The following is a 16,573-nucleotide window of genomic DNA, read 5'->3' as shown; positions in this document are numbered from 1 at the left end:
TTTTAACTCTCCTTATCAAATATCATTCCTATCACATCTCTAAAATACTCAGCTAATCTCATAGCTTCTTCGCTAGGAATTTGACGAATTTCCCTTCCAGTACTTTTTTCAGTCACGCTAATATACATAGAATTAATTTTATCACTATAACCAAAACGAACATTAGTATCTAAAGAATCCATTTGTTCATTTAACTTTTTTGTAATATCAGCTAACTTTTCATTCACACCTTGCTGTTGTCCATCATCGCCTCCTTGGCTTTGACTTTTATCGGTTTGAATGTTTAAACTAGCCTGTGTCTCACTTGTTCTTTGGCTAATGTTTGCCAAAGCTGTATCCATTTGCCCATTTGCCTTCGATATTTCCATTTTAAAATCCTTTTTAAAATTTCTTATTGCTAGTTACAAGCTTATATCGACAAATTTATAAATTTATGAACACTTAGTAAAGAAAAATTTATTTTTCAATATAAAAAATAGTAAGCAAAAACTGTGCCAAAATTTTAAAAAAATCTCAACTATCTTAAAAAATTTCAAATTTATTAAAAAGATCTGGATTATTTTCTAAGATATTACGTAAGATTAAATCTTCTATCACGCTTTTAGTGCAATCTGTTTGCTTAGGCCAAGTTCTTAAATAGCCCTCAGCTTCACCCTTAGCACTTGCATCCACTCCAAGTCTTTCTTCTTTGATAAAAATATCTCTTTTAGCATCTATATTATTTACCACACGCCAAACAAGCATATAAGGGTTTTCAAGCTTATTTTCAGTATCCAAAAATACTAAAATCCTAAAATGTTTTTTAAATTCTAAAAATTTATTAAAACTTTGTTCAATTTTTTCTTTTTTATTAAGCAAAATGCAAACTATAGGACTTTTGCTTTCTTTATAAAATTGCTTTAAATTTAAAAGCTCTACCTTAGTTTTAAAAAGTTCTAACAATTTTTCATCTTCTAAAATTTCAAGCTCTTCTACTTGTGTTTCCTTGCAAGCATCAAGTCCTGCTTTACCCCCAAAACAAGAATTAGGCGAAGCATGATCTAATTGATCACAAATTCCTTCTGAAATTAACATTTTCTTTGTATCAAAACGATTTAAAATATAAGGAATTAAAGCATCATAATCTTTCAAAGAAGGTGCATTTTTATCTACAAAAATTGCATGTTTAACAAAACTCATTTGCCCTACTCCCCAAAATGCATGCATAATTTGTTGCGCATGAGCGGGATATTTTGCATCAATTTTTGCTAAGATAAGATTATGAAAGACTCCATTTTCAGGCATATTATAATCAATTAAATCAGGTACTGAAGTTTGAAGCAAGGGTAAAAAAATTCTTTCAGTACCAAGCCCCATGATCTTATCTTCTAAAGGAGGCTTTCCTACAACCGTTGCTTGATATATCGCATCTTTTTTGGCATAAATTTTTTCTACTTTCATCACAGGAAAAAGTTCAGCAGGAGTATAAAAACCTGTATGATCTCCAAAAGGACCTTCGATTTTAAACTCTTCTAAATCCACATAACCTTCAATAACCACATCACTATCACAAGGTACAAAAATACCATTTTCACAAGGGGTAAGTTTTGCAGGAGTTTTTTTAATAAAACCATAAAGCAAAAGTTCAAAAATTCCTTTAGGTAAAGGTGCTTGAGAACACCAAATATAAAGTGGATCTCCACCTATAGCTATACTTACAGGCATTTTTTTAAAACCAGCATTTTTGTATTCGTGATAAAAATTTGCCCCATCTTTATGAATTTGCCAATGCATTAAAAGTTCATTTTTATCACTCATTTGCAAACGATACATTCCAAGATTATTTTGAGTTTTATCTAAATTTTGCGTATAAACTTGCCCCATGGTGATAAATTTACCCGCATCATCTTCCCAAGTTCTAAGCACTGGAAGTTCTTCAAGAGAGTTTAAAATTTCATAATCATACAAGGCTTTATTTTTTTTCAGTCTTTTAGGAGGAACATTTTTAAAACTTAACAAATTCATAAAAAAATCCATTTTTGCTTTAAAACTCGTAGGAATATGAAGCTTGGTGAGTTTTGAAATTTCTTCAGCCACCTCTTCATAATCACGCCCAAAAGCTAAATTTAAAGCCTTTTCATTGCAAAAAGTATTCATCAAAACAGGAAATTTATATTGTTTATTTAATTTTTTATCTATAGGATTTTTAAACAATAAAGCCTTACCTTTTTCTCCTTTTTTGGCTTCTATATAAGCTAAATGAGCAATTTCAAGATCTACATCTACAGGCTCTTCAATTACCCTTAAAAGATCATTTTCTTTTAAAATTTGAATAAATTCTTTCATATCATACTCTCAGCTTTTTTTAAAAGTTCTTTAGCACCTTTAGCAATAAACTCCTTAGCCAAACTCTCTCCAAAACCTTTAAAATCATTCTTTTTAATCATTCTTTTATCTTTTAAAATTTCGCTTCCATCGGGTAGTCCAAGCACCGCACGCACACAAATTTCATCCCCTAAAAGCTCTGCGTTAATACCTATAGGAACCTGACAACCCCCTTCTAAAGTAGCGATAAATTCTCTTTCAATGCTTGTTTCAATCAAAGCATTTTCATCATTTAAACATTTTAAAAGTTCTAAAATTTTTTCATCATTTATACTTTCTATACCTAAAGCTCCTTGAGAAGCTGCAGGGATTAGTTCATCCTTGCTAAATTCATAAATAAAATTCACTTGCTTATCTAAGTTTAAGCGTTTAATTCCCGCCATTGCCAAAATAATCGCATCAAATTCATTATTTTTTAATTTCTCTATACGAGAATTAACATTACCGCGCAAAGAAATAATCTCTAAATCAGGTCTTAACAACAAAAGTTGCATCTTGCGTCTAAGACTAGTAGTGCCAATTTTTGCACCTTTTGGCAAAGAAAGAAAATCTTTATAATTTTGACTTAGCATAGCATCATTACTTTGCTCTCTTTTACTTACCGCTGCCAAAACTAAACCTTGAGGAAAAAAACTAGGCACATCTTTTAAACTATGTACCGCTAAATGTGCTTCTTTCCTTAACATGCTTTCTTCAAGTTCTTTTGTAAAAAGTCCTTTGCCGCCAATTTTTGCCAAAGGAGAATCCAGCAAAACATCACCTTTTGTTTTAAAACCTTCTAAAAGCACTTCAATTTGATGTGTATTTTTTAAAATTTGGGCTACATGTTCACTTTGCCAAAGAGCTAATTGACTTTTTCTTGTTGCGATAATAAGCTTCATTTTCTATCCTCTATAATTTCAACATCAATGATTTCTTCATTAGAATTTTGATACTCTTGCTTAGTGTATTGATATTTTGATTTAGTCATTATTTTCAAAGCAATACCAAAGAAAAATACAAAAATTCCAAAAACGCTTGTAATAATCCCTGGAACAACAAGCAAAAATCCTGCGATAACAAAAGAAAATTGTGTTAACATATCCTTTAAGCCACCCATTTGAAATTCAAGCATATTTTTCCAAAAAATTCCCAATAAAACTACTCCAAAAATCATACTCAAAAGTATGAAAAACAAAAAATTACCAAAACCAAAAAAAACTATAAAAAGCACACTTGCAATAATTTCAAGTATAAATAAAGGACTTAAACTTAATTTATAATTCATAACACTTTCTTTTTAAGAATTTCCATAAGTTCATCAGTTTTTATAAGTTCTTTTATCAAGCCTTCTCTTTGGACAAACTCTATTTCATTATTTTCTAATCCCTTGCCAATAACTAACGCATAAGGAAAACCCATAAGTTCAAAATCATTCATTTTAACCCCGAAACGCTCATTTCTATCATCAAGCAATACTTCTAATCCAAGATTGGTTAAATCCTCATAAAGCTTATTAGCAAATTCTAAAGCCTTTTCATCTTTGAGATTTGAAACAATAATTTCAAGCACAAAAGGAGCTAAAGTTTTATTCCAAATACATCCTTTTTCATCATGACTTGCTTCAATAGCTACAGCCAACAAGCGTGAAACACCTATGCCATAACATCCCATATAAAAAGCTTGACTTTTGCCATTTTCATCTAAAAAATTTGCATTCATCGCTTTAGAATATTTTTGTCCTAGTTTAAAAATATGCCCTACTTCTATACCTTTGCTTTGTTTTAATTTTGCTCCACATTTAGCACAGCAATCTCCTTCTTTAACTTCAATCAAATCTTTAAAACGATCTTTGTTTAAATTTACAACATCAATGCCGATTAAATGATAATCTTTTTCATTCGCACCCATAATCATTTGCTTTTCGTTTTCAAGCTCAAAATCTATATAAAAGTCTATATCTTTTAATCCCACAAAACCTATAAAACCAGCTACTAAACCAGCTTTTTCTAATTCTTCTTCGCTCGCATCGACTAATTCAAGAGCATTGCAAGCATTTTGAGCCTTGATTTCTTGTAAATCATCACTTCCTCTTATAAAAAACACAACTAATTTGCTTTCATTTTCGTAAATAGCTTTTTTTACCACTGCTTTAATCGTATAAAAAGCATTGATTTTAAAAAATTGTGCTAAAGAATCTATAGTTTTAATATTTGGAGTGTGAAATTTACTTGCATAATTTGCTTCGGGACGCTCATCTTGACAAATTTTTTTAGCTCTTTTTGCAGCTTCAACATTAGCCGCATAATCACAATTTTCACAAATTAAAATATCATCTTCTCCATTTTTTGCTAAAACCATAAATTCCTTAGAACCACTTCCACCAATAGCCCCACTATCAGCTTCAACTGCTCTAAAATCAAGCCCCATTCTTTGTAAAATTTGAGAATAAGTTTTATACATAAGCTCAAACTCACGCCCTAAATCTTCTTCATTAGCATGAAAACTGTATCCATCTTTCATTAAAAATTCACGACATCTTAAAAGCCCAAATCTAGGCCTTGCTTCATCACGAAATTTAAGTCCGATTTGATATAAATGCAAAGGAAGTTGTTTATAGCTTGTGATTTTATTTTTTACCAAAGAAAGCATAGCTTCTTCATGTGTTGGGCCTAAAACAAATTCATTTTCTTTTCTGTCTTTAAAACGCAAGAGTTCTTTTCCAAAAACATTATAACGCCCACTTTCTTGCCACAAACTTGCAGGAGTGATAAAACTAAGATTTACTTCTTGTGCTCCAGCTTTATCCATTTCTTCTTTAACTATATTTTTAATCTTATCTAAAACTCTTTTTCCTAAAGGCAAGAAATTATAAAGTCCACTACCAATTTGTTCTACAAAACCTGCACGCGTTAAAAAAATATGACTAGGTAAACTGGCATCTTTTGGTGCTTCTTTTAAACTTGGTGCATAAAATTTAGTAAATCTCATCATTATTCTCCATATCAAATTCACATTTATATTGATTTAAACCTTCAAGATTATTTTGCAAATCAAAAACATAACGCATAGCATTAATCACTGTATCGCTTTGCATTTTACCTTGTAAATGTTTCAAATTCACAGTAGGTGTGTGTAAAAAAGCCTTAAAAACTTGATAAATCAACTTTCTAGCCTCTTCTTTGTCGGATTTTTTCAAGTATCCTTTTTTTAACGCAATTTCAAGTTGTTTATCTGCATATTCTTTAGCTTGCAAGCGTATAGCTTTGATAATAGGCATCAAAGCCAAATCGTTTAAATACCTAAAAAATTCACTTGTTTCACGGCCTATTATCCCATAAGCCATGCGAGCTTCTTGTTCTCTTAGTGCTAAATTTTTTTGAACTACAATCTCAAGATCATCTACAGCAAAAACAGATATATTTTCATTTTCATTAATATCAATATCCCTTGGAACTGCAATATCAAAAAAATACCTTTTGTAAGGAAGTTCTTCTATTAGAGAATTTGTAATAATAGCATTTGGTGCATTAGTAGCTGAGAAAAAAAACTCATATTGATTTAAATATTTTTTTAAATTTTCTAAACTATCATATTCGCTTAAAACACCAAGTCTCTCACACAAATCTTTAGCTTTTTGCAAGTCACGATTTAAAATAATCACTTTAGCACCCGCAGCAATTAAATGTTTTGCCGCAAGTTCTCCCATCTCTCCAGCTCCAATAACAACAGCTTTTTTTTGCGTTAAATCTGCAAGTTCTTTTGCTTTTGCTACAGCAACGCTAGCTACAGAAATAGGATTTTTAGAAATTTGAGTTTCATTGCGTACCTTAGCAGCACATTTAAAAGCACTATGTACCGCTCTTGAAAGGTGTACTCCGCAAAAATTATTTTTTACAGCAAAAGCAAAGGCATCTTTTAATTGCCCTGCTATCTGAGTTTCTCCAACCACCAAACTATCCAAAGAACTTGCTACAGAAAAAAGATGGTGAATTGCTCCACTATCTTCAAAAATATCAGCTTTTTCAAGTAAAATATCTTTATCCATATCACAAAGCAAAGCCAAAGATTTAACAATAAACTCCGCACAGGCCATTTTTACAAAAGCAACAATTTCAACACGATTGCAAGTACTTATAACCAAACATTCTTCAATATTTTCATGAGTGCTAATAACTTTTAAAAACTCACTTTTTTTAGCTTCATTGGAAAAGCTTAACCTTTCCCTTAAGGCAATATCTGTATTTTTATGAGTAAAAGATATACAATAATACATTAAAATTCCCTATCTATCATAGCTTTAATAATATCATTAAGCTTGTTATTATCATATTTTTCAATCGCTTTACTAGCCTTTTTTGCATAAGTTTTAGCTTTCAAAATAGCTTTTTCCAAAGCTTTTTGTTCTTCAAATTTAGTTTTTAACCATTCTTTTTCATTTTCATTTAAATCTTTTTTAAATAAAGTCTGCAAATATGTCCTATCTTGTTCTTGCAAATTTTCATAAAGATAAATATAGGGTAAGGTAGTTTTACCCTCTTTAAAATCATTCATAGCAGGTTTTCCAAGAATTTTTTCATCGCTCTTAATATCTAAAATATCATCAATCATCTGAAAAGCGAGTCCTAAATTTTTACCATATTCTGCAAAATCTTTTTCATATAATCCAGCCAAAATAGCTCCGCATCTCGCACTTGCTTCGATCAAAACAGCTGTTTTATTATAAATCATTTTCAAATAAGCTTCTTTATTGATATTAAATTTCTCTCCCAAATCAACATCCATAAGTTCGCCTATAGCAAGCTTTACAACAGCATCTGAAATAATACTTGCAAATCTAGCATCCATTTTGCTTAATTCATAAAAGGCTTTGGAATACAAAATATCGCCCAACATAAGAGCATTTTTTGTACCAAATTCAGCATTAACAGATCTTGCTCCACGTCTTAACTCACTCTCATCAATAATATCATCATGTAACAAACTAGCAAGATGTATCAATTCTATAGCTGCGCAAATTTTAAAAGCAATCTCACTCTCATCTGCGATAGCTAATAATAATTTAGAACGTAATTTTTTTCCTGATTTTACATTTGAAAGCATATTTAAAATAGGTTCATAGCCAAGCTCTTGTAAAAACTGTTTTATTAATTCATCTATTTTTTGCACTATCTTTTCCTTGTTAATTGCTATTATTATTTTCTTTGTTTGTTAATGGTTTTACCTGAGGTTCGTTAAAATTAATCATAGGAACAACCTGATTATTTTGCGGTGGATTTTGTAAAGCTTTTTTTCTTGGATCTAAAAATTCTACCATTAAGCGAGATTCCTTATCTTCTATATAAACCGTAAAAGTTGCCAAACCTTTATTATAAGCACTAAATTCTAAAATCAGTCTTGCTCTATCAATATGTGGATTAGTATAATCAGGTATTAAAGTTTGAGTTACCCAATCCAAATTTCTTCTTAAACTCATCACAAATTGACGCGGATATTTGCGAAATTTCGAATGTACGATGATATTAGTATTATCAAACAAAGTCCAATAAAAATCAAAATTTTGCACCTTATCTTCATAGCCTATTTCTTTAATCTGCACACTAGCTCTCTCATCTTTTTTAAGTATAAATTTATAAGTATAATCAAAAGTTGGTTCAGATGCTAAAACATTGCTAAAAATAAAAAAAATACAAATTAAACAAGGGCTTATTTTAAACAATTTTAGCCTTCGTGTCCTAAAATTTTTGCGCCTAATTCTATATAAATATCATTTTGCCTTTCTTCTATAAAATCACCATTTTCTAATATGAAATTTTTTACATCCATTTCTGTTAAACCTTGTTTTTCTAAAAGTTCTACCATGGCAATATGATCAGCAAAAAATTCCTCAAAAACTTTTTCTAAGGCTCCTAAATTTCCATTTTGTATAATTTCTATAAATTTTTCTTTTGGAGTTTTATTAAACATTTCATCAAAAAAATCCATTAATTTTCCTTGAAAATATAAGTTTTTGATTATAAAATTTTAATCGTTAAAAGTAGCTAAATTAAAATAATTAAAATTTAAATTTTATTTGCAATATGTAAAATTTTAGAAGTTAAATTCCGCATGGTGCGGAATTTATTATGAATGTGGTTTTGCTTGAGTGGCGTATTTTACACCCAAATCAAAAGCTTTAGCATTTGCATCACGAGTTTTTGCAGGAACCATATGAAGCATAGTTTCCTTTAAAACATCTAAATCTATACATTTGCTCATATAAGCAGCAATTGCAAGTGCTACAACTGATTGAGTAGCCACATTTCCTACCTCATCTTTAGCTATGGTAATAATAGGAATTTCAAAAATTTGCCATTTTTTATAATCTTCACTTTCAGGATGCACCAAATTTGGCTCTACAACTATGATGCCTCCTTCTTTTACACCGCCACGAAAACCTTTATAGCCCTTATCTGCAGTCGAAAGCATAAAGTCTATCTCCCCTTCTACAGCATAAGGAAATAAAATTTCTTTATCATCAATGATAATATCCACTTTAGTAGGACCGCCACGTACTTGTGAAGTATAAGTTGAAGCCTTAAAAGCTTGACGGCCTTCTTTAATGGCTGCTTCTGCTAAAATTTCTCCTGCAGTGATAACACCTTGTCCGCCTTCACCGCCAAATCTTAATTGATATTTCATTTTAAAGCTCCTAAATCCACCATTCTTTTTTCTTTGGCTGCACGACGTACTTCTTCATAAGCGCGGCAGTATTCTGGCTGAGAATTATCTTCATGTAAAATTCCTGTTGGAAATTTATCTTTTCTTTCTTCAAAATCCATGCTTTCAAATTTAGCTTTATCCACAACGCGATTTTTAATCCAATCAAGCATAGCTACAGCTTCGCCCATTTTGTTTTTTCTACCTAGATTGATATGACAATTTGAAAAAACATCTACAAAACTATAACCCTTATGCGCTAAAGCCTTATAAATTAAATTTTCAAGCTTATTAGCTTCGATCACATTACCCCTTGCCACAAAAGAAGCTCCTGCAGCTTTAGTTAATTCACACGCATCAAAATTTGGATCAATATTTCCAAATTGAGCTGTTACTGTATAAAAACCTTTTGGAGTAGTTGGACTTGTTTGAGAATTCGTAAGTCCATAGATAAAATTATTGATCACAATATGTGTTAAATCAATATTTCTACGACAACCATGTATGGTATGATTTCCACCAATTGCCAAAGTATCCCCATCTCCACTTACTACAATAACATGTTTACTAGGATTGGCTAATTTAATACCTGTTGCATAGGCTATTGCCCTACCATGAGTTGTATGAACTGTATTGCAATTTACATAAGAACTCATTCTACCACTACAACCTATACCCGAAACAAGACAAACATCATCCATATTCCAACCAAGTTTTTCTATTGCACGGATAATACATTTTAAAACAACGCCATCACCACATCCCCAGCACCACTGAGTAGGCATTTTATCTACTCTTAGATATTCATCATAATTAAAAGCCATTTATATACTCTCCTTTACCTTAGCAATAATTTCACTTGGAGTGATAGGACGACCATTTGCACGGTGCAAGCTAATAAAATCGCGACGCGAAGTTACTCTTTCAATCTCTTCAAGATATTGCCCCATATTAAGCTCGCTTACCATTACTTTTTTAAATTTGCTTACAACTTCAGCGATTTTTTTCTCAGCCACTGGATAAAGAGTAATTGGACGGAAAAGTCCCACTTTAATCCCTTGTTCTCTTAATCTTTGTATAGCTTCTTTTGCTGAACGACTCACGCTTCCATAAGCAATGATTAAAAATTCAGCATCATCAAGCATATACTCTTCATAAGCACAAATATCTTCTTGATTGTTTTTAATTTTACCTATGAGTCTTTCCATATTTTTTTTCACTATGACTCCATCTTCAGTTGGAAAACCTATATCTCCATGATGAAGTCCTGTAACATGATAACGATAACCTGTAAAGAAAGGATTTAAAGTTGCAGGCTCATTTTCTCCTGCTGCATAAGGTTTATAATCCTTTTTATCTCCTTCAAATTTTTTACGGTTATAAACTTTAATATCTTTTAAATCAGGTAAAACCGCTTTACCATTCATGTGCCCTACAGTTTCATCCATAAGCAAAAATACTGGAGTCATATATTTTTCAGCTAAATTAAACGCTCTAATGGTTTCTATATAAGCTTCTTCAAGACTTGCAGGAGCAATAGCAATACTTGCAAAATCCCCATGAGTTGGTGCTTTAGCTTGAAACAAATCTCCTTGTGCTACACGAGTTGGAAGACCTGTCGAAGGACCACCTCTCATAACATTTACAATCACAAGTGGAATTTCAGCAATAAATGCAAGTCCTATTTGCTCTGCTTTTAAAGAAATTCCTGGACCGCTACTTGCAGTCATGGATTTTACTCCACTCATTGCCGCACCAATAGCCACGCTAATACCTGAAATTTCATCTTCCATTTGTATAAAAGTTCCATCATTTGCAGGAAGCATATGACTTAGCTCGTGAGCTATCTCACTACTAGGGGTAATAGGATAGCCTCCAAAAAATTTACATCCACAATCAATCGCAGCTTTGGCGATTAAAACATTACCTGTTGCTATAACTTCTCTCATTATTTTTCCTATGTTAATTTTTTGTATTTGTTATTTTTTACGGCTACAGCTCTATCTTTAGACTCAGCAGTAAGTTTGGCAAATTTAAATTCATCTCTTTTTGCCACCATAATAGCAAAATCAGGGCAATGTGTCTCACACTCGGTACAGCCTATACAGGATTCAGGGTGTACCACCTCTATCATTTGTCCTAAAACCGCATGCACATCATCGCGCATAGCTAAAACCCCAGCGGGGCAATAGCTAACACAAATATTACATGCTTTGCATCTATGCTCATCTACCCAAACAGGGGTATCTTTTGGAGCTGTCATACTCATGTTTTTCCTTTATCAACCTAATATTTTTTGAATTTCTTCACCAATTAAAGCCGGAGAATCCACCACATGAATTCCGTAACTTTTCAAAGCTTCTTTTTTAGCCGCAGCACTTTCATCAGCACTTCCTACTATGGCACCTGCATGCCCCATTCTTTTGCCTTTAGGAGCAGTTGCACCTGCAATGAATGCTACCACAGGTTTGCTAATATTTTCTTTAATAAATTTAGCCGCTTCCACTTCCAAACTACCACCAATTTCACCTATCATTACAATAGCTTTAGTTTCATCATCTTTTTGGAATTCACTTAAAAGTTCTTTATAAGCAAGACCTATGATAGGATCACCGCCAATTCCTACTGCAGTAGAAATTCCATAACCACCTTGAACTACCTGATTAGCAGCTTCATAAGTTAAAGTTCCACTTTTTGAAATAAGCCCCACGCAACCTTTTTTAAAAATAAAACCTGGCATAATACCTAACTTACATTCTTCAGAAGTGATAATACCTGGACAATTTGGTCCAATGATTTTCATACCCTTTTTATTAGCATATTGCTTAGCAAACATCATATCTTTTACAGGTGTATGCTCTGTGATTACAACTGCAAGCTTAATACCCGCATCAGCTGCTTCAATCACGCTATCACCCACAGTAAAAGCAGGTACAAAGATCAAGCTCACATCAGCCTTTGTTGCTTTAACCGCATCTGCAACGGTATCAAAAACTGGTTTACCTAAATGAGTTTGTCCGCCTTTATGAGGTGTGACACCTCCAACTATATTTGTACCATAAGCCATGCATTGCTCAGCGTGAAAAGTTGCTTCTTTACCTGTAAAACCTTGAACTATTACTTTTGTATTTTTATTAACCAATATACTCATTTTCTATCCTTATCCTACTAAACTTTTTACAAGCTCTGCACCGTTTTTAAGATTGGTTGCTGCTTTGATATTTTTAAGATTTGAATTATCTAAAATTGTCTTTGCTTCTGCTGCGTTAGTGCCATCAAGACGCACTACAATTGGAATATTTACCTCAACATTCTTAGTAGCTTCTAAAATTCCATTTGCTATCCTATCACAACGAACAATACCACCAAAGATATTGATAAATATAACTTTTACATTCTTATCTCTTAAAATGATTTCAAAAGCCTTTGCAACAGTTTCAGGAGAAGCTCCCCCACCTACATCTAAGAAATTTGCAGGTTTTGCACCACTATAATTAATAATATCCATAGTTGCCATTGCTAGACCCGCACCATTTACCATACAAGCTACATCTCCATCTAGTTTCACATAGCTTAAGCCAAATTCAGCCGCTTCTCTTTCAGCAGGATTTTCTTCAGTAATATCTCTAAGTTCAGCAATTTCAGGATGACGATAAAGCGCACTATCATCAAAACTGCATTTTGCATCAAGGGCATAAAAATCCCCTTCTGCAGTTTTAATTAAAGGATTGATTTCAAGCATATTCATATCTTTATCCATGTAAAGCTTATAAAGTTTAGCTATCATAGAAATGAGTTTTTTGCCTTCATCTTTATCAAGTCCTAAAACTCTCGCTACTTCAAGTCCATGAAACATTTTAAAACCAATTTGTGGATCAATGCCTACTTTTGCAATTTTTTCAGGACTTTCTTTGGCTACTTTTTCTATATCCATCCCTCCTTCACTTGAAGCGATAATGGTAATTTGCTCTGCCATTCTATTAAATAAAATAGCCAAATAATACTCTTTTACTATATTAGCGCCACTTTCTATATAAAGTTTTTGCACGAGCTTACCTTCAGGTCCTGTTTGATGAGTTACTAAATTCATTCCTAAAATTTTACTTGCGTAATCTTTTACCTCATCTAAATTCTTAGCGATTTTAACACCACCACCAAGACCACGGCCTCCTGCATGAATTTGAGCTTTAACCGCCCAAACACTACCGCCTAATTCTTTAGCATTAGCCACAGCTTCATCTACGCTAAATGCAACTTTTCCCTTTAAGGTAGGGATGCCATTGTCTGCAAAAATTGCTTTTGCTTGATACTCATGTATGTTCATTTATTCTCCTTTATATTGATATTTGATTAAAGATTTTTCTAATTTGTCTTTTTCTTGTGAACTAAGATCTAATCTCATGATTTCAATCACACCTTCAAGTCCTAATCTTGCCATAACTCCTAAGGCTTTGTTTTGCACTCCAAATTCTCCATGTAAAATCACACTCATAGGTAAAAACTCGCCACTTCTTATGGACTCAAGCATTCTTATACAAGCACTAGCAGGGGCTAAATAAGCTGAAGTTTTAAGATGTTTGATTACTTTAGCTCCACCTGTTTTTACTTCATTTTCTAAATCATCAAATTCTTCTTCATTTAAAAATTCGCTTATATTTTTATTTTTAACACTTGCGTAAGATTTTACCAAAACCATATCATCATTATGAAAACCAATAAGTCTTGTATCCACACTTGACATTTTGACATTAAGTTTTTTGGCAAGCTCATACTTAAATCTTGCATTGTCTAAAACTCCCGCCATGGCTATAATTTTCTTTGATGAAAAAATCCCGCTTTCATAAAGAGTATTAAGTAGAAAATCCACAGGATTAGTTAAAATAATAAAAAGCGGATCTTCTGTAAAATCTTTAATTTTTTTAGCACAATCAAGCATAATGCTTGTATTCAACTGAAGCAATTCTTCTCTACTTTGCCCATCTTTTCTAGCAAAACCTGCACTAAAAAGCACTATATCTGAATTTTTGGTATGAGTATAATCTTTAGCGCAAAGTAAATCTATATTTAAATTTAAAGCAGCTATGCTTTGAGTAAGTTCTAGTTCTTTTGCATAAAGCAAATCCTCATTGATATCTACTAAAACAATTTCATTTGCTATTTCTCTTAAAATCAAAGCATAAGCTACGCTTGAGCCCACATTGCCAGCCCCTATAACAGTGATTTTCATCTTTGTCCTATTTTTTCTAAAATAGCGTTAAAAGTTGCACTTGGACGCATGATTTTATTTGCTTTTTCATCATCAAATTTATAATACCCACCCAAATCCACTTTCACACCTTGTGCATTGTTAAATTCGGCTCTGATTTTTTCTTCATTAGAAGAAAGCTCTAGGGCAATATCTTTAAAAAAGCTTTGAAGCTCCATATCACTTGCCTGTCTTGCTAAATGATTTGCAAAATACATTGCTAAGTAAAAATGACTTGTTCTATTGTCATCTTCTTTAACTTTTCTTGATGGAGCTTTATTATTTTCAAGCCATTCGCCTATAGCCTCATCAAGACATTCTGCTAAAACCTTAGCTTTATGATTACTGCACTTATTTGCATAAAATTCCAAACTTGCTTGCAAAGCCAAAAATTCACCCAAACTATCCCAACGCAGATGATTTTCTTCGACTAATTGTTCTACTTGTTTAGGTGCTGAACCCCCTGCTCCTGTTTCAAACATAGCTCCACCCTTTAACATAGGCACAACAGAAAGCATTTTTGCACTTGTTCCAAGCTCTAAAATAGGAAAAAGATCGGTTAAATAATCCCTTAAAACATTACCCGTGATAGAAATAACATCTTTACCTTCTCGGATTAACTCTAAACTTCTTAAACAAGCTTCTTTTGGAGTTAAAATGGCTATATTTTTACCCTTTTCTTTTAAACGATTTTGTACCAAAGTTATCATGATTTTATTACTAGCTCTTTTGCTATCTAACCAAAAAATAGCTTCGGCTCCACTAAGTTCTGATCTTTCTATACCTAAATCAATCCAATTTAACACCGCATCAAATTTAGCCTGATTAGCTCTATAAATATCACCTTTTCTAACCTTATGTTCTAATAAAACTTTACCGTTAGAAACTATTTTAAAAGTTCCTTCTTCTTTAGCCACAAAGGTTTTATCGTGCGAGCCATATTCTTGAGCCTTTTTAGCCATTAAACCTACATTAGATACACTGCCAAGTTTTGAAGGATTTAAAGTACCATTTTTATGCAAATCTTCAATAACCGCCTCATAAATAGTTGCGTAAGTTTGATCAGGAATTACGGCATTTGTGTCCTTTTCCTTACCTTCCTTATCCCACAATCTTGCGCCATTTTTAAGCATTGCAGGCATAGAAGCATCAACGATAACATCGCTTGGAACATGAAGATTTGTGATGCCTTTATCTGAATTTACCATAGAAATATCTGCAGATTTAGCTAAAATTTCATTGTATTTTTTTAAAATTTCATCTTTTTTGCTTGAATTTTCGATCTTACTTAAAAGCTCACTTAAACCATTATTTGGATTAATACCTAATTTTTCAAATTCATCTTGAAATTCGATAAATAATTCTTTAAAAAATACTTTTACCGCATAACCAAAAAGTATAGGATCACTTACTTTCATCATTGTAGCTTTTAAATGCAAAGAAAAAAGCACATCATCATCTTTGCTTGCTTTAATTTCTTTTGCATAAAATTCCTGAAGCTTCTCTACATCCATAAAAGTAGCGTCTAAAATTTCATTTTTTTCAAGTTTTAAACCCTCTTTTAAAATTTCATTTTTACCATCAATGCTTGTAAATTCTATATTAGCCACACAATCTTGATCGATTAAAACCGCTTTTTCATTAGAGAAAAAATCCCCTTCTTTCATGTAAGAAACACGAGTTTTTGAGTTTGGATTAAACTCAACCACACGATAAGGATTGTTTTTTGCATAGTCTTTTACCGCTTTTGTTGAACGACGATCTGAATTTCCTTGTCTTAATACAGGATTAACCGCTGAACCTAAAACTTTTTGATATTTTGTTTTAATTTGCAATTCTTCATCATTTTTTGGCTCATCTGGGTAATTTGGTAACATGTAACCCTTATCTTGCAATTCTTTAATCGCCGCCTTAAGCTGAGGAATAGAAGCTGAAATATTTGGGGTTTTAATAAGATTTGCATCCGATCTTTTGACAAGCTCGCCTAAAAGCTCTAAAGCATCTTCACATCTTTGTTCCTCTTTTAAATACTCACTAAAAGTAGCTAAAATCCTTCCAGATAAAGAAATATCCGAGGTTTTTACTCCTATATACGCCCTACTTAAAAAAGCTTTCACTATAGGCAAAAACGAATAAGTCGCAAGAGCTGGGGACTCATCTGTTAAGGTATAAGTAATTTGCATTTTTAGTCCTTTAAAAACTTATTTTTATTTTCATTTTTAAGTATATTACAAATAAAAAAAAATGCAAGAGTAAGTTTAAAGTTTGTTTTAGTTTTCAAACAAA

17 protein-coding genes are annotated in these 16,573 nt (G+C 32.2%); all 17 read right to left on the bottom strand.

Annotation, left to right across the window (positions count from 1 at the left end; genetic code table 11):
- Window positions 1-2 precede the first annotated feature (2 nt).
- The 17 genes from AJ887_RS07350 to AJ887_RS07270 all read right to left on the bottom strand — a co-directional run bounded on the left by AJ887_RS07350 (window position 3) and on the right by AJ887_RS07270 (window position 16,470).
- Window positions 3-368 carry a FlaG family protein gene (locus AJ887_RS07350; RefSeq protein WP_070240557.1) on the bottom strand — a complete coding sequence of 122 codons (366 nt, stop codon included), beginning with the start codon at window positions 366-368 and terminating at the stop codon, window positions 3-5.
- A 154-nt stretch (window positions 369-522) separates the two neighbouring features.
- Window positions 523-2,325, bottom strand: coding sequence for a menaquinone biosynthesis decarboxylase (locus AJ887_RS07345; RefSeq protein ID WP_002861268.1), 1,803 nt, complete (start codon window positions 2,323-2,325; stop codon window positions 523-525).
- Window positions 2,322-3,245, bottom strand: a complete 924-nt coding sequence (gene hemC, locus AJ887_RS07340; RefSeq protein WP_070240558.1) for a hydroxymethylbilane synthase — start codon at window positions 3,243-3,245, stop codon at window positions 2,322-2,324. The genes AJ887_RS07345 and hemC overlap by 4 nt, the downstream gene beginning before the upstream one ends.
- Window positions 3,242-3,631 (bottom strand): FxsA family membrane protein, encoded by a 390-nt coding sequence (gene fxsA, locus AJ887_RS07335; protein ID WP_070240559.1) that lies wholly within the window; start codon window positions 3,629-3,631, stop codon window positions 3,242-3,244. The genes hemC and fxsA overlap by 4 nt, the downstream gene beginning before the upstream one ends.
- A complete protein-coding gene (locus tag AJ887_RS07330; RefSeq protein ID WP_079860386.1) occupies window positions 3,628-5,337 on the bottom strand; it encodes a proline--tRNA ligase in 1,710 nt (569 codons plus the stop codon). The genes fxsA and AJ887_RS07330 overlap by 4 nt, the downstream gene beginning before the upstream one ends.
- On the bottom strand, window positions 5,321-6,619 hold the full coding sequence (hemA, locus tag AJ887_RS07325; protein ID WP_070285044.1) for a glutamyl-tRNA reductase: 1,299 nt from the start codon (window positions 6,617-6,619) through the stop codon (window positions 5,321-5,323). The genes AJ887_RS07330 and hemA overlap by 17 nt, the downstream gene beginning before the upstream one ends.
- The gene (locus AJ887_RS07320) at window positions 6,619-7,512 is read right to left on the bottom strand and encodes a hexaprenyl-diphosphate synthase (RefSeq protein ID WP_044778758.1); all 894 of its coding nucleotides are present in this window, start codon (window positions 7,510-7,512) and stop codon (window positions 6,619-6,621) included. The genes hemA and AJ887_RS07320 overlap by 1 nt, the downstream gene beginning before the upstream one ends.
- A gap of 13 nt (window positions 7,513-7,525) precedes the next feature.
- Window positions 7,526-8,062: a hypothetical protein gene (locus tag AJ887_RS07315; RefSeq protein WP_002870948.1), complete on the bottom strand. Its 537-nt coding sequence runs from the start codon at window positions 8,060-8,062 to the stop codon at window positions 7,526-7,528.
- A gap of 2 nt (window positions 8,063-8,064) precedes the next feature.
- Window positions 8,065-8,328: a DUF2018 family protein gene (locus tag AJ887_RS07310; protein ID WP_002854834.1), complete on the bottom strand. Its 264-nt coding sequence runs from the start codon at window positions 8,326-8,328 to the stop codon at window positions 8,065-8,067.
- A gap of 138 nt (window positions 8,329-8,466) precedes the next feature.
- Complete coding sequence (locus AJ887_RS07305; protein WP_002870949.1) at window positions 8,467-9,024, bottom strand: 2-oxoacid:acceptor oxidoreductase family protein; 558 nt, start codon at window positions 9,022-9,024, stop codon at window positions 8,467-8,469.
- The gene (locus AJ887_RS07300) at window positions 9,021-9,866 is read right to left on the bottom strand and encodes a 2-oxoglutarate ferredoxin oxidoreductase subunit beta (protein WP_070240561.1); all 846 of its coding nucleotides are present in this window, start codon (window positions 9,864-9,866) and stop codon (window positions 9,021-9,023) included. Before AJ887_RS07300 ends, AJ887_RS07305 begins: the two co-directional genes overlap by 4 nt.
- The gene (locus tag AJ887_RS07295) at window positions 9,867-10,991 is read right to left on the bottom strand and encodes a 2-oxoglutarate synthase subunit alpha (protein WP_052857915.1); all 1,125 of its coding nucleotides are present in this window, start codon (window positions 10,989-10,991) and stop codon (window positions 9,867-9,869) included.
- A gap of 8 nt (window positions 10,992-10,999) precedes the next feature.
- On the bottom strand, window positions 11,000-11,311 hold the full coding sequence (locus tag AJ887_RS07290; RefSeq protein ID WP_070240562.1) for a 4Fe-4S binding protein: 312 nt from the start codon (window positions 11,309-11,311) through the stop codon (window positions 11,000-11,002).
- Between the two features lie 12 nt (window positions 11,312-11,323).
- Complete coding sequence (sucD, locus tag AJ887_RS07285; RefSeq protein WP_070240563.1) at window positions 11,324-12,193, bottom strand: succinate--CoA ligase subunit alpha; 870 nt, start codon at window positions 12,191-12,193, stop codon at window positions 11,324-11,326.
- Between the two features lie 9 nt (window positions 12,194-12,202).
- A complete protein-coding gene (gene sucC, locus AJ887_RS07280) occupies window positions 12,203-13,366 on the bottom strand; it encodes an ADP-forming succinate--CoA ligase subunit beta (RefSeq protein WP_002855069.1) in 1,164 nt (387 codons plus the stop codon).
- Window positions 13,367-14,269: a malate dehydrogenase gene (locus AJ887_RS07275; protein WP_070240564.1), complete on the bottom strand. Its 903-nt coding sequence runs from the start codon at window positions 14,267-14,269 to the stop codon at window positions 13,367-13,369. It abuts the gene before it with no gap.
- Window positions 14,266-16,470, bottom strand: coding sequence for an NADP-dependent isocitrate dehydrogenase (locus tag AJ887_RS07270; RefSeq protein ID WP_070240565.1), 2,205 nt, complete (start codon window positions 16,468-16,470; stop codon window positions 14,266-14,268). Before AJ887_RS07270 ends, AJ887_RS07275 begins: the two co-directional genes overlap by 4 nt.
- Window positions 16,471-16,573: the final 103 nt, after the last annotated feature.

The sequence above is a fragment of the Campylobacter sp. BCW_6466 genome (assembly GCF_001762835.1).
Lineage (GTDB): Bacteria > Campylobacterota > Campylobacteria > Campylobacterales > Campylobacteraceae > Campylobacter_D > Campylobacter_D jejuni.
The sequence above is the reverse complement of the archived record's forward strand: the minus strand, read 5'-3'. Positions and strand labels throughout refer to the sequence as shown.